At 66.5% G+C, this 18,881-nt stretch carries 16 protein-coding genes; 15 read left to right on the forward strand and 1 reads right to left on the reverse strand.

The window, feature by feature from the left end; all coding sequences use genetic code 11:
- Nucleotides 1–15: 15 nt before the first annotated feature.
- The 15 genes from IE266_RS14345 to IE266_RS14415 all read left to right on the forward strand — a co-directional run bounded on the left by IE266_RS14345 (nt 16) and on the right by IE266_RS14415 (nt 17,910).
- On the forward strand, nt 16–801 hold the full coding sequence (locus IE266_RS14345) for an ABC transporter ATP-binding protein (protein ID WP_189680791.1): 786 nt from the start codon (nt 16–18) through the stop codon (nt 799–801).
- On the forward strand, nt 794–3,019 hold the full coding sequence (locus IE266_RS14350; RefSeq protein ID WP_189680792.1) for an ABC transporter permease: 2,226 nt from the start codon (nt 794–796) through the stop codon (nt 3,017–3,019). Before IE266_RS14345 ends, IE266_RS14350 begins: the two co-directional genes overlap by 8 nt.
- Entirely contained in the window at nt 3,019–3,849 is an 831-nt protein-coding gene (locus IE266_RS14355; protein WP_189680793.1) for a phosphoenolpyruvate hydrolase family protein, read from the forward strand. The genes IE266_RS14350 and IE266_RS14355 overlap by 1 nt, the downstream gene beginning before the upstream one ends.
- A gap of 40 nt (nt 3,850–3,889) precedes the next feature.
- On the forward strand, nt 3,890–6,082 hold the full coding sequence (locus IE266_RS14360) for a flotillin family protein (protein WP_189680794.1): 2,193 nt from the start codon (nt 3,890–3,892) through the stop codon (nt 6,080–6,082).
- Between the two features lie 36 nt (nt 6,083–6,118).
- Nucleotides 6,119–6,559 carry an SRPBCC family protein gene (locus tag IE266_RS14365; RefSeq protein WP_189680795.1) on the forward strand — a complete coding sequence of 147 codons (441 nt, stop codon included), beginning with the start codon at nt 6,119–6,121 and terminating at the stop codon, nt 6,557–6,559.
- 38 nt (nt 6,560–6,597) lie between these two features.
- Complete coding sequence (locus tag IE266_RS14370; RefSeq protein WP_189680796.1) at nt 6,598–8,118, forward strand: zinc-binding dehydrogenase; 1,521 nt, start codon at nt 6,598–6,600, stop codon at nt 8,116–8,118.
- 326 nt (nt 8,119–8,444) lie between these two features.
- On the forward strand, nt 8,445–10,037 hold the full coding sequence (locus IE266_RS14375; RefSeq protein WP_189680797.1) for an AMP-binding protein: 1,593 nt from the start codon (nt 8,445–8,447) through the stop codon (nt 10,035–10,037).
- Between the two features lie 41 nt (nt 10,038–10,078).
- Nucleotides 10,079–10,687 (forward strand): TetR/AcrR family transcriptional regulator, encoded by a 609-nt coding sequence (locus IE266_RS14380; protein ID WP_189680931.1) that lies wholly within the window; start codon nt 10,079–10,081, stop codon nt 10,685–10,687.
- A gap of 172 nt (nt 10,688–10,859) precedes the next feature.
- On the forward strand, nt 10,860–11,609 hold the full coding sequence (locus tag IE266_RS14385; protein WP_189680798.1) for an ABC transporter ATP-binding protein: 750 nt from the start codon (nt 10,860–10,862) through the stop codon (nt 11,607–11,609).
- Entirely contained in the window at nt 11,602–12,348 is a 747-nt protein-coding gene (locus IE266_RS14390) for an ABC transporter ATP-binding protein (RefSeq protein WP_189680799.1), read from the forward strand. The genes IE266_RS14385 and IE266_RS14390 overlap by 8 nt, the downstream gene beginning before the upstream one ends.
- A gap of 67 nt (nt 12,349–12,415) precedes the next feature.
- On the forward strand, nt 12,416–13,597 hold the full coding sequence (locus tag IE266_RS14395) for an ABC transporter substrate-binding protein (protein ID WP_444544513.1): 1,182 nt from the start codon (nt 12,416–12,418) through the stop codon (nt 13,595–13,597).
- A gap of 61 nt (nt 13,598–13,658) precedes the next feature.
- The gene (locus IE266_RS14400; protein WP_189680801.1) at nt 13,659–14,546 is read left to right on the forward strand and encodes a branched-chain amino acid ABC transporter permease; all 888 of its coding nucleotides are present in this window, start codon (nt 13,659–13,661) and stop codon (nt 14,544–14,546) included.
- Complete coding sequence (locus tag IE266_RS14405; protein ID WP_189680802.1) at nt 14,546–15,526, forward strand: branched-chain amino acid ABC transporter permease; 981 nt, start codon at nt 14,546–14,548, stop codon at nt 15,524–15,526. Before IE266_RS14400 ends, IE266_RS14405 begins: the two co-directional genes overlap by 1 nt.
- A gap of 145 nt (nt 15,527–15,671) precedes the next feature.
- Nucleotides 15,672–16,631, forward strand: a complete 960-nt coding sequence (locus IE266_RS14410; protein ID WP_189680803.1) for an NAD-dependent epimerase/dehydratase family protein — start codon at nt 15,672–15,674, stop codon at nt 16,629–16,631.
- A gap of 1 nt (nt 16,632) precedes the next feature.
- Nucleotides 16,633–17,910: a flavin-containing monooxygenase gene (locus tag IE266_RS14415; RefSeq protein WP_189680804.1), complete on the forward strand. Its 1,278-nt coding sequence runs from the start codon at nt 16,633–16,635 to the stop codon at nt 17,908–17,910.
- A gap of 59 nt (nt 17,911–17,969) precedes the next feature.
- Here the strand turns inward: IE266_RS14415 and IE266_RS14420 are convergent, their stop codons facing one another.
- Complete coding sequence (locus tag IE266_RS14420) at nt 17,970–18,869, reverse strand: LysR family transcriptional regulator (RefSeq protein WP_189680805.1); 900 nt, start codon at nt 18,867–18,869, stop codon at nt 17,970–17,972.
- Nucleotides 18,870–18,881: the final 12 nt, after the last annotated feature.

Here is an 18,881-nt window from a genome sequence, read left to right on the forward strand (position 1 = left end):
AGGACAGGGTCCGCCATGGCAACGAATGTCGCAGCCTCGCGCCTGCAGGGAACCGGCGCCAACGCGCTGGAACTGGATGGCGTCGGCCGGCAGTTCGGAGCCCTGACGGCCCTGTCCGGCATAAACATGAGGATCGCGCCCGGCGAACGGCGCGCGGTCCTCGGATCGAACGGCGCCGGCAAGACCACGCTGTTCAACACCATCACCGGCGATTTCCACCCGACCAGCGGGTCGATCCGCTTCTTCGGCGAGGATATCACCACGCTGGCAGTGCACGAGCGCATCCGCCGCGGGCTGCGCCGCACCTACCAGATCTCGCAGCTTTTCACCAACCTGACGGTGCGCGAGTCGATCTACCTCGCCTACCGGGGCGTGTCGCGTAACCGCTTCTCGCTGCTACGCCCGCGCGTCTCCGACAGCGCCATGGCCCAGGCGGAATCGATCAGCCACGCCGTTCACCTCGACGGTGAACGCGACAAGACGGTCGGAACGCTGTCGCACGGCCAGCAGCGCCAGCTTGAAATCGCGCTCGCGCTGGCCGGTGCGCCGCGCTTCATCCTGTTCGACGAACCCGCGGCGGGCCTGTCGCCGACCGAACGCCGCGACCTGATCGAGATCCTGAACGCCCTGCCAAAGCACATCGGCTACATCATCATCGAACATGACCTCGACGTCGCGCTGCGCGTGTCGGAATACGTCTCGATGATGCACAACGGGCAGCTGTTCACCGAAGGCACGCCCGAGGAGATCGAGAACGACCCCCGCGTGCAGGAAATCTACCTCGGAGGCGGGCATGGCTAAGCCGGGACAGGCCACGCCGCGCGCCGCGCTGGCGATCGACGACTTGCACGTCTACTATGGCGAGGCGCATGTCGTGCAGGGCGTCTCGCTGACCCTCGACGCCGGCGTGATGAGCGTCGTCGGCCGCAACGGGATGGGCAAGAGCACGCTCTGCAACGCGATCACCGGCCTCAAGGAGGCGCGCTCCGGGTCGATCCGCCTGCACGGGCGGGAACTCTCGCGGCTCGAACCGCACCAGATCCACAAGGCCGGCGTCGCCTATGTGCCGCAGGGCCGCCGGGTCTGGCCAAGCCTCAGCGTCGACGAGCATCTGCGCCTCGCCGCCGCCTCGGGCCATGACGCCGCCTGGACGCTCGACCGGGTCTACCAGACCTTCCCGCGCCTCTACGAACGCCGCACCAACGGCGGTTCCCAGCTTTCGGGCGGCGAGCAGCAGATGCTTGCCATTTCGCGGGGCCTGCTGGCCAACCCGCGGCTGCTTGTCATGGACGAACCGACCGAGGGGCTTGCCCCGGTCATCGTCGATCAGGTCGCCGAGATGCTGCTGCAACTCGGTCGCGAAGGCGACATGGCGATCCTGGTGATCGAACAGAACATCGGCGTGGCGACCTCGGTTTCGGACACCGTGGCGATCATGGTCAACGGGCGGATCAACCGCATCCTCGACGCCAACGTGCTGGCCGCCGACCGCGACCTGCAGCAGCGTCTCCTGGGGGTCGGACGCCATGCCGACGACCTGGCCGAGGCCGAGCCGCCGTCATCCGACAGCCGGACGGCGGCGGAACTGTTGGCCGAGGTCTACGTCGTCTCGCGGGGCGAGGAGGGCGGGGCGCCCTCGGCCTCGGGTGCGATCCGAACCCTGTCGCAACTGCCCAACCGCTGGCACCTCCCGGCAAGCAGCCTGCGCGCCGACACCATTGCCGAGCGCGCGCCGAAACCCGAGGCGCTGGCCAGCAAGGTCTTTGACATCCCCCTGGCCGAGCGGTTCGGCAAGACCGCCTATGTCGCCGGAACCTTCGACACCAAGGGGCCCGAGCTGCGCTTCATCGCGGATTGCCTCAAGAAACGCGGCATCGCGGTCCGCACCATCGACCTCTCGACCTCGCAGAAGCCATCGCGCGCGGATGTGACGCCGCTGCAGGTTGCCGGCTATCACCCGCAGGGCAGCTCGGCGGTGTTCGGCGAGGACCGGGGCCGTTCCGTCGCCGCCATGGCCGAGGCCTTCGGCCGCTTCATGGCGACGCAGCGCGGCATCGGCGGGCTGATCTCTGCCGGCGGCTCGGGGGGCACGTCGATCGCCACCGCCGGAATGCGCGCCCTGCCGATCGGCGTGCCCAAGGTCATGATCTCGACCGTCGCCTCCGGCGACACCCGCGCCTATGTCGGCGTCTCCGACATCAACATGTTCCACTCGGTCACCGACGTGCAGGGGCTGAATCTGATCTCCGAACGCGTGCTGGCCAATGCCGCCCACGCGCTGGCCGGGATGCTGGCCGGCCTTCCCGGCGGCGAGGACATGGCACGAGCGCGCGCCAGCGCGCGCCCGACCGTCGGCATCACCATGTTCGGCGTCACCACGCCCTGCGTCCAGGCGCTGCAGAAATCGCTGGAACGCGATTACGACTGCCTCGTGTTCCACGCCACCGGCACCGGCGGCATGGCGATGGAGGAACTCGCCCGCTCCGGCCTGCTGACCGGCATCCTCGACGTCACCACCACCGAGGTGGCCGACATGCTGGTCGGCGGCGTCTTCCCCTGTGACGAAACCCGCTTCGGCGCCGCGATCGACACGCGGCTGCCCTGGGTCGGTTCCTGCGGCGCGCTCGACATGGTCAACTTCGGCCCGCGCGACACGGTGCCCGAACGCTTCAACGGCCGCCAGTTCGTGTTCCACAACCCCTCGGTCACGCTGATGCGGACCACGCCCGAGGAGAACCGCGCCATCGGCGAATGGATCGGCGCGCGGATCAACATGATGGAAGGCCCGGTGCGCTTCCTGATCCCCGAGGGCGGGGTCTCGATCCTCGACAAACCCGGGGCGGCCTTCTTCGATCCGGCCGCCGACAAGGCGCTGTTCGACGCCATCGAAGGCACCGTGCGCCAGACCGCCCGGCGCCAGGTGCTGCGCGTAAACGCCAATATCAACGACCCGGCCTTCACGGACGCGCTGCTTGGCGCCTTCGCCGCGGTCGCAAGCCCAGCAAGGAGATCCGCCTGATGCCCAGGTTCGAACGCAGGGAACTGATGGAGAAATTCCAGCGGATGAAGCGCGAGCGCGTGCCGATTGTCGGCGGCGGCGCCGGGACCGGCCTGTCGGCCAAATGCGAGGAGGCCGGCGGCATCGACCTGATCGTGATCTACAACTCGGGCCGCTACCGGATGGCCGGGCGCGGATCGCTCTCGGGTCTGCTCGCCTATGGCAACGCCAATGACATCGTGGTCGAGATGGCGCGCGAGATCCTCCCGGTGGTGCGCAACACCCCGGTCCTCGCCGGCGTCAACGGCACCGATCCCTTCTGCATGGTCGACCCCTTCCTGCGCGGGCTCAAGGACATGGGGTTTGCCGGGATCCAGAACTTTCCCACCGTCGGCCTGATCGACGGCACCTTCCGCGCCAATCTCGAAGAGACCGGCATGTCCTACGGGCTCGAGGTCGACGTGATCCGCATGGCCCACGAGATCGACCTGCTGACCACGCCCTATGTCTTCTCGGCCGACGAGGCAGCCGCCATGGCGCGCGCCGGGGCCGACATCATCGTCTGCCATCTGGGCCTGACCACCGGCGGCTCCATCGGCGCCGAGACCGCGCTCAAGCTCCAGGACTGCCCGGCGCTGGTCGAGGCCTGGTCCGAGGCGGCGCTGAGGGTCAACAAGGACGTCATCATCCTCGTGCATGGCGGCCCGGTTTCGTCCCCCGAGGACGCCGCTTACATGCTTCAGAACACCAGCAACTGCCACGGCTTCTACGGCGCCTCCTCGATGGAACGGCTGCCGACCGAAGTGGCGCTCACCGAACAGACACGGAAATTCAAGGCGGTCAGTTTCTGAGGCTCCAAGCCCCGGACAATCGCACGAAGGGAGGACACAGATGTCAGGCGAAATGATTGGTCAGTTGCTGATCTGGCTGATTGTGATCGTGATCGCAATCGCGGTGGCGGTCTACATACTCCGATGGCTCTACAGGCGTTCCACCAAGGAAGTGGCCTTCGTGCGCACGGGTTTCCTCGGCGAGAAGGTGGTCGTGAACGGCGGCGCCTTCGTCATTCCCGTCCTGCACGAGATCACCCCGGTGAACATGAACCTCATGCGCATCGAGGTGCCCCGCCGCGACGCCCAGGCGCTGATCACCCGCAACCGGATGCGCGTCGACATCACTGCCGAGTTCTTCGTCCAGGTCGGCTCCTCGCGCGAGGCGGTGGCCGCCGCGGCCCAGACGCTGGGCAGCCGCACGATGCAGGAAGATGGTCTGATCGCCCTGCTGGAAGGCAAGTTCGCCTCGGCCATGCGCACGGTCGCCGCGCGGATGACGCTGGAAGAGATGCACGAGGAACGCGGCCAGTTTGCCGATGCCGTCAAGGATCTTGCTGCGCAGGCGCTGTCGCGCAACGGGCTCGAACTCGATGCCGTCGCCATCGCCGACCTCGACCAGACCCGGCTCGAATTCTTCGACCCCTCCAACGCCTTCGATGCCGAGGGTCTGACCCAGATTACCGAGTCGATCGAGGCCCGGCGCAAGATGCGCAACGAGATCGAGCAGCGCACGCTGGTCGAGATCCGCACTCAGAACCTCGCCGCGCAGAAGCAGGTCTTCGACATCGAGCGCGACCAGGAATACGCCCGTCTCGAACAGGAGCGCGAACTCGAAGTGCGCCGCGCCGCGCAGCGGGCGGAACTTGTGCGTGAACGGGCGCTGAAGGATCAGGAAAGCGAACAGGCCCAGCTCGCCTCGCGCGAGGCCATCGAGAAGGCTCGCCTGGCGCAGGAACGCGCCATCACCGACGAACGCATCAAGACCGAGGAAGAGACCCAGCGCCGCGAAATCGCCCGGCGCCGATCGATCGACGAGGCCGAGATCAAGAGCCGCGAGCAGACCGAGCGCGAGCAGATCAACCTGGAACTCGAACTCGAGAAGGTGCGCATCGCCCGTGACCTCGAACGGCGCGAACGCGAGATCGCCAGCGAGAAGGCCATCGAGATCCACGCGCTTGAACGGCAGATTGCCATTGCCGCCAAGGCGGTCGAGGTGGCCCGTGCCGAGGCCGAGAAGCAACGCAACGACATCGTCCAGACCCAGCTGACCGAAGCCGAGCGCGTCGCTCAGGACCGCGCCATGGACGAGATCCGGATCGAACGCGAACGCCGTCTCGATGCGCTGCAGATCGCCAAGCGCCAGGCCTTCGAGGAAGCCGAACTCGCCATGTCGGAAGAGGTCGAACGCGCGCGTCTGGCCACCGAAAGGGCGGTTGCCGAGGCACGGATACACTTCGAGCGCGACATCTCGACCGCCCGCGTCGACAAGGACCGCACCATCGAGGCCGCCGAGATCGACAAGGCCGTCGAACTGGCGCGCAAGTCGCAGGAACGCTCGTCGGCACTGGCCGCCGCCGCCGCGGTCCGCGTCAAGGCGGTGCAGGCCGAGGAACAGGCCCTTACCGCCCGCGAAAAGGAAGTGGCCGAGCGCCGCAGCCTGACCGAACGCATCGCCACCGAGCGCGAAGTCGCCCGCGAGGCGCTGAAGGTCACCGCCCGGGCCGAGGCCGAGATGAACGCGGCCCGAAGCCTGGCCGAGGCGCAGAAGATCACCGCACTCGCCAGGGCCGAGGCCGAGAAGGTCGCGGCACTTGCCGCCAGCGAACGCTACCGGGTCGATGCCGAGGGCCAGCGCGCCCTGAACGAAAGCGAGAACACGCTCTCCGAACACGCCCGCCAGGCCCGCCTGCGCGAGAAGCTTCTGGAACGGCTGGAAGGCATCGTCCGCGAAAGCGTGCGCCCGATGGAAAAGATCGAGGGCATCAAGATCCTGCACGTCGATGGCATCGGCGGACAGGAGGGCGGCCGCAAGAACGTCACCGACGAGGTCATCGACTCGGCCCTGCGCTATCGCGTCCAGGCCCCGATGATCGACAACCTGATGAAGGAGATCGGTATTGAGGGCGGCTCGCTCGGTCGCATGACCGACGTGCTGCGCGACGCCAAGGACATGGCCTCGCTGGTCGACAAGGCCGAAGGCCGGTCGGTGAAGAAGGACGGCGCGCGCGATGACGATGACCGTGATCGCTGATCTGGCACGGGCCGCCGGACGCGGGCAGGCCCTGCCATGACCCGCGTTTATGTCTCCAGCGTCATTCCCGCGCCGGCGGCCTCGGTCTGGCGGCGCGTGCGCGACTTCAACGCCCTGCCGGACTGGACGCCCTTCGTGGCCGAGAGCCGGATCGAGCAGAACCTGCCCTCCGACAAGGTTGGCTGCATCCGCAACTTCGTGCTGTCCGACGGCGGCCGCATCCGCGAGCAGCTGCTGGCCCTGTCCGACTACGACATGAGCTGCACCTATTCGATCCTGGAAAGCCCGATGGGGGTCGAGAACTACGTGGCGAAACTGACGCTGACCCCGGTAACCGACGGCAACGTCACATTCGCGCAATGGCAGGCCGATTTCGACTGCCCGCCCGAGCGCGAGCAGGCCCTGACCGAGCAGATCGGCCGGAACGTGTTCCAGGCCGCATTCACCGCGCTCGGAAAGTCCTTCGGCGGTCGCTGACCATGGAGTACGCCCCGTGACCCTTCAGGAGGGCAGCCATGGCCCGCGTCCGTGAAAGCGCGATCCTCGACCTGCCGGTCGATGCGGTCTGGCACGTTCTGCGCGACTTCAACAGCCATGCCGAATGGCATCCCGCCATCGCGGCAAGCACCATCGAGAACGGCCTGCCCGCCGACACGGTCGGGGCCGTCCGCGCCTTCTCGCTGTCCGATGGCGGCGTCCTGCGCGAGCAACTGCTGAGCCTCGACGACGAAACCCGCGAACTGACCTACTGCCTGCTCGACTCGCCGCTGCCGCTCTATGGCTACGTCGCCACCATCCGCCTGCTGCCGGTAACCGACAGCGACCGCACCTTCTGGCAATGGGAAAGCGAGTTCTCGCCGCCGCCGGAGCGGGCCGCGGAACTCTCGGCGCTGGTCGCCGAAGGCATCTACCGGACCGGCATGCGCGCCCTTGAACGCCATCTGCGCACCCGCGCCGGGGCCGGCGTCGCGCTCCGCGTGGCCCGCGCCCATGTCGCCCCGGATCCCGAACCGCCCGCTGCCGCCGCACATGCGCCGCAGGCGGCCTCCGCCGGCCACCTGCCTGGCCGCGCGGTCGTGATGGCCCGCCACGGCGGGCCCGAGGTGCTGACGCTTCAGGACGTCTCGGTCCCGCCTCCGGGCGCCGGTGAGGTCCGCATCCGCCAAAGCCACATCGGTGTGAACTTCATCGATGTCTACTGCCGCACCGGCTACTTCGATCTCGTGAAGCCGCCCGGTGTGCCCGGCATGGAGGCGGCCGGCGTCGTCGAAAGTCTTGGCCCCGGCGTCACCCACCTCTCCGTCGGCGACCGCGTCGCCTATGCCTGTCCGCCAACCGGCGCCTACGCCTCGCTGCGCACCATGTCCGCCGATCTCGTCGTGCGCCTGCCCGAATGGCTGCCAGCCCCGCAGGCCGCGGCTGCGCTGCTCAAGGGCGTGACCGCAGGCTTCCTGTTGCATGACGTCCACCCGGTCCGGCGCGGCGAATGGGTAGTGGTTCATGCTGCCGCCGGCGGTGTTGGCACCCTGCTGACGCAATGGGCAACTGCACTCGGCGCACAGGTGATCGCCACCGTCTCGGATGACGAAAAGGCCCGTGTCGCCCGGGCCAGCGGCGCGCAGGCGGTGGTCATCGGCCGCGGGATGGAATTCGTGGAGACGGTTCAGCGCCTCACCGGTGGGCGCGGAGCGGATGTGGTCTACGACGCTATCGGCCGCGACAGTTTCGACATCTCGGTCGAGGCGCTCGCTCTTCGCGGTCACCTGGTCTCCTTTGGCCAGGCCTCGGGCGACATCGGTTCGCGTCCGATCGGCCCGATGGCCAGTAAGTCGCTCACATTGTCGCGCCCGAACTACGGGCATTATATCGAAGGGCGCGGGATGATGACGACACAGGCCGACCGGTTGTTCGATGCAATCGAACGCGGTTTCGTCAGGCTGTCGGAGCCCAACGTGGTTCGGCTTGAAGAAGTGTCCCGAGTACATCGAGATCTGGAAGCAGGTCAGACGATCGGCGCGACGGTGCTGGCCACGTAGGGTTCGGCGAGGTGGTGATCAGCAGATCGGGTCCAAATCTGACTTTCGAGTTCAAAGCTCGTAGCGACTAACCGGTCTTCCCAATCCAGAACTGTTCGATCATTTTGCCCATTCAGGTCGTCGTCTTCTCACACTCCCCCCGGCACCGGCACCAGCGGTCCGACATGAACATCATGCCACGACCGTTGTCGCCTGGTCCGCCCCGATTGGGTGGTCCGGTTTCAATCTTGGTGCATGACTGGTTCGCATTTGCCTGCCGGCACCCACCAGGTGACTGGACGGAACTCAACATTCCCGCCAGTATGTTCTGCGGGAGGAACTACACGATGACCGATGCCACCAGCGCCGCGCTCGATCCGGATCGAGCCGTCCTGCGCAACCTTCTCGACCGCTATGCCGCCGAGCGGCCCGACGCGTCCTTCGTCGCCTTCGATGGCGGCGAGACCTGGACCTATGCCGACCTGCGCGACCGGGTGCGGCGGCGCGCGGCGGCGCTGGCCGAGGCCGGGGTCGGTCAGGACGACCCGGTGCTCACCTTCCTGGGCAACGGGCCGGACCTGCTGGTGACCTGGTTCGCGATCAACTATCTCGGGGCGATCTACGTGCCGCTCAACACCGCGCTTCTCGGCAACCCGCTGGCGCATGTGCTGGATGACGCCGGGGCGCGGGTGATCGTGGCGCGGCCCGATCTCGCGGCGCGGCTGGCCGAGGTGCCCGCGGGATCGGTCGAGACCGTCCTGCTCTGCGGTGAGGGGCCATGGCCCGCGCTGCCGGGACTGGCCTGCCGTCGCCTGAGCGACCCGCCCGACGACAGGGGGCTGCCGCCGCTGGCGCGTCCGATCCAGCCCTGGGACACCCAGGCGATCATGTATACCTCGGGCACCACGGGAAAGGCGAAGGGGGTCCTGTCGTCCTATACCCAGCTTTATACCATGGGGCCGGACGCCTTCGACGATGTCCGCGACGACGACCGCTGCATGATCTGCGGGCCGATCTTCCACTGCGGATCGACGCTTTATGTCTATGCGATGCTGGCCCGCGGCTTCTCGATCGGGATGATGGCCGAGTTCAAGACCGACCGCTTCTGGGAGGCGGTGCGCGCGACGGGCAGCACCTATTGCCTGCTGCTGGGCGTGATGGCGAGCTTCCTGCTCAAGGCGCCGGCCACGCCGCGCGACCGGGACCACCCGCTGCGCAAGGTGTTCATCGTTCCCTTCGGCGAGGACGGCCCCGCCTTTGCCGCGCGTTTCGGAACCGAGGTCTGGACCATCTACAACATGACCGAGATCGCGAGCCCGATGCACGCCGGTCCCGGCATCACCGAGAAGGGGCTGGCCGGGCGGCCGCGCGACTGGTGGGAATGCCGCGTGGTCGACGAGAACGACATCGAGCTGCCGCGCGGGCAGGTGGGCGAGCTGATCGTGCGGTCTTCGCGGCCCTGGGCGCTGATGAAGGGCTATCACAACAACGCCGCCGCCACCGCCGAGGCGATGCGCAACGGCTGGTTCCATACCGGCGACAGCTTCCGGCAGGATGCCGATGGCCGGTTCTATTTCGTCGACCGCCTCAAGGACGTGATCCGCAGGCGGGGCGAGAACATCTCGTCCTTTGCGCTCGAAGGCGAAGTGCTGCTGCATCCCGACATCCGCGAATGCGCCGCCGTGGCGGTGCCCAGCGAACATGGCGAGGACGAGGTGCTGATCTGCGTCACGCCTGTCGAGGGGCACCGGATCGACCCGGCGGCCGTGCTGGCCGAACTGTCCGGGCGGTTGCCGAGGTTCATGGTGCCGCGGTACCTGCGCGTGATGCCGGAGCTGCCCAAGACCGCTTCGGGCAAGGTGCAGAAGCACGTTATGCGCTCGGAAGGGATCACCGCCGACACGTTCGACGGCGCCCCGGCACTGCGCAACGCCGGCTGAACCAAGCGATGGCATCGAAGCCTGAAACACCCGTGTCGCGCATGAAGGGCTGGCGCAAGAGAGAGATCATCGCCGCCGCTGCCGAGTGCTTCATGCGGCACGGTTACCAGGCGACGACGGTCGACGACGTGGCCGCGCAGATGCAGTGCACCAAGGGGCGGATCTATCATCACTACGCCTCGAAGACCGACCTCTTCTTCGACGTCCACCGCGAGGGGATGGATCGTCTGTTCTCGGCCCTGGCCCCGGCTATGGAGACGAAAGGCGACGGGCTGGCCGTGCTCCAGGCGATGTGCCTGGCCCATGCCGAGGCCATGCTGGAGCATCACACCTTCGAGAACGTGGTGGCGCAGGGCGTGCACATGCACCGCTTCGATACATTGACGCCCGAGCACAAGGCGACGGTGCAGGCCCTGATCGACAGCCGGGACCGCTTCGAGGGGCATTTCAAGCAGGCAATCCGGCGCGCGATCGACGATGGATCGCTGCGAGAGGTGGATGTCGATGTGACCGCCAAGGTCATTCTCGGAGCCCTTCAGTGGACCATCTACTGGTATCGCCCGAAGGGCAGCGACACCGCCCGGACCCGTGCCGCGCTGGCCAGGAAACTGGTCGATCCACTGGTCGAAGGCCTGCGCCCGCGACAGTGATGGACAGGCAGTGCAGGGGCGTGGTACCTCCTGAGGAAAGGCATGTTGACAAGGATAATACCCGCGCCTACCGTCCGAATAACATACTCTCGAGTATACTTTTTGACCCTTGGGGAGGAGGTCGAAACGTGACATTTGAACGACCCGTACGCATTGTGCCCGGACTTCGGGCATGACGGCCATGCTTCAGGCGTCCGGCCTGACAAAAGAGTTCAAGGGCTTCGTCGCCGTCAACAATGTCGATCTCACGGTCGAACGCGGCACCATCCACGCGCTCATCGGCCCCAACGGGGCCGGAAAGACAACTTGCTTCAACCTGTTGACCAAGTTTCTTCAACCGACGCGCGGCAGCATCACCTTTGACGGACGCGACATCACGGCGATGTCGGCGGCGGATATTGCCCGGTTGGGGCTGGTGCGGTCCTTCCAGATCTCGGCGGTGTTCGACGACCTGACGGTACTGGAAAACGTGCGGATCGCGATGCAGCGCCGGCGCGGGGATTCCTACGATTTCTGGCGCTCCGAAGTGGTGCTGGCCGAGTATAACGACGAGGCCCTCGGCTATATCGAAAGCGTCGGTCTGGCCGAGTTCGTGAACCACCGCGCGGCCGAGCTTTCCTACGGCCGAAAACGTGCGCTCGAGATCGCCACGACGCTGGCGCTGGAACCCGCCATGCTGCTGCTGGACGAGCCGATGGCCGGCATGGCGCAGGCGGATGTCGAACGCATCTCGGCCCTGATCAAGCGGATCAGCGTGGGCCGCACGATCCTGATGGTGGAACACAACCTCTCCGTGGTCGCGGACCTGTCCGACCGGATCACGGTTCTCGCCCGCGGCGAGGTTCTCGCCGAGGGCGACTATGCCACCGTGTCGAAATCGCCCGACGTGATCGACGCCTACATCGGAGCCGGACATGACTGACGCGACAACGATGGCGGCCGAGACCGGGGCCGCGTCGACGAACGCCCTGCTCGAAGTCAGGGGACTCGAGGGCTGGTACGGCGAGAGCCACGTCCTGCACGGGGTGGACTTCAACGTGCACCAGGGTGAAGTCGTGACGCTTCTGGGCCGCAACGGCGCGGGCAAGACCACGACGATCAAGGCGATCATGGGCCTGCTCGACAAGCGGCGCGGCTCGGTCAGGATGGCAGGCCAGGAGACGATTTCGCTGCAGGCGCGTCACATCGCACGGATGGGCATCGCGATCTGCCCCGAGGAACGCGGCATCTTCGCCTCGCTCTCGGTCGAGGAGAACCTGACCCTGCCGCCGAAGCTGGCCGAGGGTGGTCTGTCCATCGACCGGATCTACGAGTTGTTTCCGAACCTCAAGGAGCGCCGCCGCAGCCAGGGCACCAAGCTCTCGGGCGGCGAACAGCAGATGCTGGCCATCGCCCGCATCCTGCGCACAGGATCGAAATTTCTGCTGCTCGACGAGCCGACCGAGGGCCTCGCTCCGGTCATCGTGCAGCAGATCGGCCGCACGATATCGGCCCTGAAGAAGGAAGGCTTCACCATCGTGCTGGTGGAGCAGAACTTCCGTTTCGCGGCCTCCGTCGCGGATCGGCACTATGTCGTCGAGCAGGGCAAGGTGGTGGACATGATCCCGAACCACGCGCTCGACGCCAATATCGAGAAGCTGCACGCCTATCTGGGCGTGTGACGAACAGAAGCGGCGCATATGGGCCGCGTTACCTAGGGAGGAGATAACATTGTTTAAGAGAATAGCATTGACGACCGTGGCGGCCACGGCGCTTGCAACCGCACCGGCCTGGGCCACCGACGTCAAGCTCGGCGTGCTGAACGACCAGTCCGGGGTCTATGCCGACCTTTCCGGTCAGGGTTCGGTGCTGGCGGCCCGCATGGCGGTTCAGGACTTCGACGCCGCCGGCAAGGGCATCAACGTCGAGATCATCTCGGCCGACCACCAGAACAAGCCCGACATCGCGTCGAACATCGCGCGCCAGTGGTATGACCGGGACGGCGTGGACGTGATCCTCGACGTGCCGACCTCGTCGACCGCGCTGGCCGTGGCCGATGTGACGGCCGAATTCGGCAAGATCTTCATCAACTCGGGCGCGGCCACCTCGGACCTGACGCGGGCCAACTGCCAGCCGACGACGATCCACTGGACCTATGACACCGCGGCCCTGGCCAACGGCACCGGCAAGGCCGTGACCGAGTCGGGCGGCGACACCTGGTTCTTCCTGACCGCGGACTATGCCTTCGGCCATGCGCTCGAGCGTGACACCACCGCGGTGGTCGAGGCCAATGGCGGCAAGGTGCTGGGCTCGGTCAAGCATCCGTTCCCCGGCTCCGACTTCTCGTCCTTCCTGCTGCAGGCGCAGGGCTCGGGTGCAAAGGTGATCGGCCTGGCCAACGCCGGCGCGGATACCGTCAACTCGATCAAGCAGGCGGCCGAATTCGGCATCGTCCAGGCGGGCCAGAAGCTGGCCGGGCTGCTGCTCTTCATCAACAACGTCCATTCGCTGGGCGCCGAAACGGCCCAGGGTCTGCAGATGACCACGGCCTTCTACTGGGACATGAACGACGGCACGCGCGAGTTCAGCAAGCGCTTCCAGGCCGAAGCCGGTGCACCGCCGTCGATGGTCCAGGCCGGCGTCTATGCCGGCACGCTGCACTACCTGAAGGCCGTCGAGGCCGTCGGCAGCAACGACCCCGCCGCCATCGTCGCCAAGATGAAGGAGATGGAGACCGACGATCCGCTCTTCGGCAAGGGCTATATCCGCAAGGACGGCCGTGTGATCCACGACATGTACCTGATGGAAGTGAAGTCCCCGGCTGAATCGACCGGTGAATGGGATCTGCTCAAGCAGATCGCCACGATCTCGGGCGAGGACGCCTTCCTCCCGATGGAAGACGGCGGCTGCGCCTTCGCGCTGGCCAAGTAACCGACAAGGGGCGCGGCAGACCGCCTGCCGCGCCCCGACCATCCGTCGTAGGGGGAGACGCATGTTCGAACTTCTGGGCATTCCGCCACAGGTCCTCATGGGGCAGCTGCTGATCGGCCTGATCAACGGGTCGTTCTACGCCGTGCTGTCGCTGGGACTGGCCGTGATCTTCGGCCTGCTCAACATCATCAACTTCGCCCATGGGGCGCAGTACATGATGGGGGCCTTCGGGGCCTGGATGCTGCTGAATTATACCGGCATCGGCTACTGGCCGGCCCTGATCCTGTCGCCTATCGTGGTCGGCGCGATCGGGATCGCTCTTGAACGGACGATGATATCGAGGCTCTACAAGCTCGATCACCTCTATGGCCTGCTGCTGACCTTCGGTCTGGCGCTGATCATCCAGGGCCTGTTCCGCAACTACTATGGCGTGAGCGGTCTGCCCTATGCCATCCCGCCGGCGCTGCAGGGCGGCCAGAACCTGGGCTTCATGTTCCTGCCGAACTATCGCGGCTGGGTCATCATCGCCTCGGTCGTCGTCTGCTTCGGCACCTGGTTCATGATCGAGAAGACGCGCCTCGGCTCCTACCTGCGTGCCGCGACCGAGAACCCGGAACTGGTCGGCGCCTTCGGCATCAACGTGCCGCGAATGATCACGCTGACCTACGGCTTCGGCGTGGGCCTTGCCGCCTTCGCGGGCGTGCTGGCCGCGCCGATCTACTCGGTCAACCCGAACATGGGGGCCGATCTCATCATCGTCGTCTTCGCCGTCGTGGTGATCGGCGGCATGGGCTCGATCATGGGAGCGATCCTGACCGGCTTCGGCCTGGGGATCATCGAGGGGCTGACCCGCGTGTTCTATCCCGAAGGCTCCGCCGTCGTCATCTTCGTGATCATGGCCATCGTGCTGATGATCAAGCCCGAAGGCCTGTTTGGGAATAACGCCTGATGTCCACATCCGAGAACACCAAGGTCGCGCTTCCCGCCATGACGCATACGGTCGGGATGCCGCGGCATCAGAAGATCATCTTCATCGTCCTGCTGGCCGTGCTGCTGGCGCTGCCCTTCGTGGTCTATCCCGTCTTTGCCATGAAGGTGCTGTGCTTCGCGCTCTTCGCCTGCGCCTTCAACCTGCTGCTGGGCTTCGGCGGGCTGCTGAGCTTCGGCCATGCCGCCTATTTCGGCATGGCGAGCTATGTCTGCGCCCATGCCGCCAAGGTCTGGGGGCTGACGCCCGAACTGGCGATCCTGGCCGGTACGGCCACCTCTGCCGTGCTGGGCCTCGTGATCGGCTCTCTCGCCATCCGCCGGCAGGGGATCTACTTCGCCATGGTGACCCTGGCCTTTGCGCAGATGGTCTATTTCTTCGCCCTGCAGGCCAAGTTCACCGGGGGCGAGGACGGCATCCAGTCGGTGCCGCGCAACGATCTTCTCGGGATCTTCCCGATGAACGACGACATGACCTTCTACTTCTTCGTCCTGGCGATCACCTATGGCGGCATCCTGTTCATCTACCGGATCACCCATTCGCCCTTTGGCCAGGTGCTGAAGTCTATCCGCGAGAACGAGCCTCGGGCGGTCTCGCTCGGCTACCGCGTCAACCGCTACAAGCTGATGGTCTTCGTCCTGTCGGCCACCTTCGCCGGGCTGGCCGGGGCCACCAAGAGCCAGGTCTTCCATCTCGCCTCGCTGACCGACGTGCACTGGACGATGTCGGGCGAGGTGGTGCTGATGACCCTGCTGGGCGGCATGGGCACGGTGCTTGGCCCGATCGTGGGGGCGGCGATCGTGGTGACGATGCAGAACTACCTGGCCTCGCTGGGGGCCTGGGTCACGGTGATCCAGGGCTGCATCTTCGTGATCGGCGTGCTGCTGTTCCGCGAAGGCATCATCGGCGTCCTGTCGCGGATCCTCAAGAAACCGCTCTGAGGCACCACCTGCGGAAGACAGACCATGAAACCCGGCCAACCCTGGCCGGGTTTTCTTGTGCTTGACGAAAAAACATACCGCAGGGTATGGTTTTTCAGGGAAGAGGAGACACCGAAATGAACATCAACAGCCTGGCCGTGCCAGGGTGAGCCGCGTCCTGATCACCGGTGGCGCCGGGTTCCTGGGCCAGCGCCTTGCCCGCAGGCTCATCGCGTCCGGAGAGCTGACCGACAGCCAGGGCCGCCGCAGCCGTATCGAGAGCATCTGCCTGGCCGACATCGCTCCGGCCGCCTTGCCGGCCTCGGGCGCGCTGCGGGTCGAAAGCCGACAGGGCGATCTGTCGGACGCCGCATTTGTCGCCGCGTTGGCGGGCGAGGGCTTCGACAGCATCTTCCACCTCGCATCCTTCCTGACCCTGCAAGCCGAACAGGACCCGGCGCGCGCCTATGCGGTCAACGTCGAGTCCCTGCGCCGCCTGATCGACGCTGCGGCGAACCGGCCCAAGGTGGTCTTCACCTCGTCCATCGCCATTTTCGGCGGCACCCTGCCGGAGGAGGTCGGCGACGATCTGAACCCGGTCCCGACCACGACCTACGGCGTCCACAAGGCGATCAACGAGCTGCTGATCGCCGACTATTCGCGGCACGGCCGGATCGACGGCCGGTCGCTGCGTCTGCCCATCGTGCTGATCCGCCCCGGCGCGCCGCAACCGGCGGTGTCGGACCGGGTGGCCGCCATCGCGCGCGAACCGATGAACGGCGCGGACATCGCCTCGCCGCTTCCGGCGGACATGCCCATTCCGGTGGTCTCCGTCGGACGGGTGGTCGAGGGGCTGGTCCGCCTGCACGAGGCGCCGGCCGACCGCCTTCCGCCCAAGCGCGCCCTGAACCTCCCGGCCCTCACCGTGACCGGAGCCGAGATGCAGGCGGCCGTGGCCCGCATGGGCGGCACCGGCCGGATCACCTTTGACCCGGATCGGGCGATGTCCGACATCGTCGCAGGCTGGCCGCGGCGCTTCGTCTCGTCTCTGGCCTCCGCGCTCGGGATCGCGCCGGATGACAGCTTCGACGCGATCATCGCCGACTACCTTGCGAACGGGGGCTGACATGACCGGGATCTGCATCATCGGGGCCGGCTCGTCCGGCGTGACCGTCGCCAAGGCGCTGCGGGACAAGGGGCTGACCTTCGACATCTTCGAGAAGGGCAGCGATATCGGCGGCATGTGGCGCTACGAGAACGACAACGGCCAGAGTTCGTGTTACGCCTCGCTGCATATCGACACCTCGCGGCCGAACCTCGGCTATTCCGATTTCCCGATCGACCCGTCGTTGCCGGATTTCCTGAGCCACGCCCAGTTTCTGCGCCACCTCGAGGCCTATGCCGATGCCAACGGCATCCGCGAGCGGGTGACCTTCCGCACACGCGTCGACGAGGTGACGCCGGACGGCGCGCGCTGGCGCGTCACGCTGTCCACGGGCGAGGTGCGCAGCTATGCCCATGTCATCATCGCCAACGGCCACCTCTCCGACCCGCGGATGCCCGGGTTTCCGGGCCAGTTCGACGGCGAGGTCATCCATTCCCACCATTACCGCACCGCCGCGCCCTACGAGGGCAAGCGCGTGCTGGTCGTGGGCCTCGGCAATTCGGCAGTCGACATCGCCGTCGACATCGCGCGCCGGGCCGAGCATGTCACCGTCTCGACCCGGCGCAGCGCCTGGATCATGCCGAAATACCTGATGGGCGTGCCGATCGACCAATGGACGGGCTTCATGGTGCGCCGCCTGCGCCTGCCGGTCACATGGTCGCGCCGGATCATGTCGCGCCTGATCCGCCTCGGCGTCGGCGACCAGCGCCGCTTCGGAGTGCCGCGCCCCGAGCACCCGATGTGGCGCGAACACGCGACGCTCAGCCAGGAACTGCTGCCCTATATCGGGCATGGCTATATCGACGTGAAACCCGACGTCGCGGAACTGCGCGGCAACAAGGTGGCCTTCGCGGACGGGACCGAGGCCGCCTATGACGCGATCATCTATGCCACCGGCTATCGCATCAGCTTCCCGTTCCTCGCAACCAGCCTGTTCGACCCGTCCACGGAGGCCGGCCGCCTCTACCGCCGCATGGTGCCGCCCGCGCATCCCGGCTTGATCTTCGCAGGGCTGGTCCAGCCGATCGGCCCCACGATCCCGCTGGTCGAGATCCAGGGCAAGTGGATCGCCAGCCTGCTGTCCGGTGCATTCTCGCTGCCCGACCGCAAAGAGATGGAGCGCGAGATCGCGGAACATCTCGACCACAAGCGGCGCACCTACCTCGCCTCGGACCGCTACGCGCTCGAGGTCGATTTTCGCCTCTATTCCAGCCAGATGCGCTCCGACGCCCGTCTCTGACGCCTCGGCGCTCCTTCAGGAGGCCCTGGACCGAGGCGGGGCAGGGCGCGGGCCACTGGTCATCTGCCGCCTCCCGGTTCGTCCTGCCGCGTCACGAGGGCGATCAGGGTCTCCAGCGCCGGGCTGAGCTTGGCGTCCTTCTTGACCACCAGTTCCAGCGGCAGCAGGGGCAGGTCGCTGATTTCGATCGACGCAAGCGAGGGAAAGAAGGTCTCCAGCTGACTGAAGGGATCGACGATGGCCACGCCCTGGGCATCCTGCACCAGGACCCATGCCTGGACCATCTGCTCGACCGAAAACACGGGCCGAAAGCGGTGACCTTGCTGCGCGAAGCTGCGTTCCAGCAGGCGTTGCACCGACAGATGCGGAAGGTAGCCGATGAAGGTCTCGCCGGCGAGCTCGGCGAGGGTCACGCTCTGGCGGTCGGCCAGGGGGTGGCTCCGCAGGCACAGGAACCGCAGCGGCGCCCGCTTCAGGGTGATAAGGTCGGTTCCGGGGTAGGTATCGCTGAGAAAGGTCAGCGCGGCATCCAGCAGGCCGTTGCTGACCTTGCGCGCGACCTCGTCCCGCCGTTCGACGATGACCCTGGGAAAGATGTTGGGCTGCTCCATGTGCAGCCGCGAGATGATCTTTGGCACCAGCGCCAGCGTCAGCGAGTAGACGCAGCCAAGCTGCAGGTTCAGGTCGCGCTGTGATTTCAGCTCGTCGATCAGGCGGTTGACCTTCTGCACCTGCATGAAAACGGTCTCGACCTCGTCGCGCAGCCGCAGGGCGTGAGGGGTCGGGCGCAGGCGCCCTTTCTCGCGTTCGAAGAGCTTGAGGCCGCATCGCACTTCGGCGTGCTTGATGATCTCGCTGACCGAGGGCTGCGACACGTTCAGGCTCGCCGCGGCCGCCGTGATCGAGCCCTCGCGCATCACGGCACGGAAGACTTCCATCTGGCGCAGGTTCATGGGCATGGGGATAACGCA

This window comes from Seohaeicola zhoushanensis, from assembly GCF_014656415.1.
In the GTDB taxonomy this organism is placed as follows: domain Bacteria; phylum Pseudomonadota; class Alphaproteobacteria; order Rhodobacterales; family Rhodobacteraceae; genus Seohaeicola_A; species Seohaeicola_A zhoushanensis.

Excerpts from the sequence above, each read along its gene's own strand:
- IE266_RS14375 (WP_189680797.1), top strand. The coding sequence starts at position 8,445 with ATGACCGATGCCACCAGCGCCGCGCTCGATCCGGATCGAGCCGTCCTG.
- IE266_RS14370 (WP_189680796.1), top strand. The coding sequence starts at position 6,598 with ATGGCCCGCGTCCGTGAAAGCGCGATCCTCGACCTGCCGGTCGATGCG.
- IE266_RS14350 (WP_189680792.1), top strand. The coding sequence starts at position 794 with ATGGCTAAGCCGGGACAGGCCACGCCGCGCGCCGCGCTGGCGATCGAC.
- IE266_RS14380 (WP_189680931.1), top strand. The coding sequence starts at position 10,079 with ATGAAGGGCTGGCGCAAGAGAGAGATCATCGCCGCCGCTGCCGAGTGC.
- IE266_RS14405 (WP_189680802.1), top strand. The coding sequence starts at position 14,546 with ATGTCCACATCCGAGAACACCAAGGTCGCGCTTCCCGCCATGACGCAT.
- IE266_RS14390 (WP_189680799.1), top strand. The coding sequence starts at position 11,602 with ATGACTGACGCGACAACGATGGCGGCCGAGACCGGGGCCGCGTCGACG.
- IE266_RS14345 (WP_189680791.1), top strand. The coding sequence starts at position 16 with ATGGCAACGAATGTCGCAGCCTCGCGCCTGCAGGGAACCGGCGCCAAC.
- IE266_RS14385 (WP_189680798.1), top strand. The coding sequence starts at position 10,860 with ATGACGGCCATGCTTCAGGCGTCCGGCCTGACAAAAGAGTTCAAGGGC.
- IE266_RS14420 (WP_189680805.1), bottom strand. The coding sequence starts at position 18,869 with ATGCCCATGAACCTGCGCCAGATGGAAGTCTTCCGTGCCGTGATGCGC.
- IE266_RS14355 (WP_189680793.1), top strand. The coding sequence starts at position 3,019 with ATGCCCAGGTTCGAACGCAGGGAACTGATGGAGAAATTCCAGCGGATG.
- IE266_RS14365 (WP_189680795.1), top strand. The coding sequence starts at position 6,119 with ATGACCCGCGTTTATGTCTCCAGCGTCATTCCCGCGCCGGCGGCCTCG.
- IE266_RS14400 (WP_189680801.1), top strand. The coding sequence starts at position 13,659 with ATGTTCGAACTTCTGGGCATTCCGCCACAGGTCCTCATGGGGCAGCTG.
- IE266_RS14360 (WP_189680794.1), top strand. The coding sequence starts at position 3,890 with ATGTCAGGCGAAATGATTGGTCAGTTGCTGATCTGGCTGATTGTGATC.
- IE266_RS14415 (WP_189680804.1), top strand. The coding sequence starts at position 16,633 with ATGACCGGGATCTGCATCATCGGGGCCGGCTCGTCCGGCGTGACCGTC.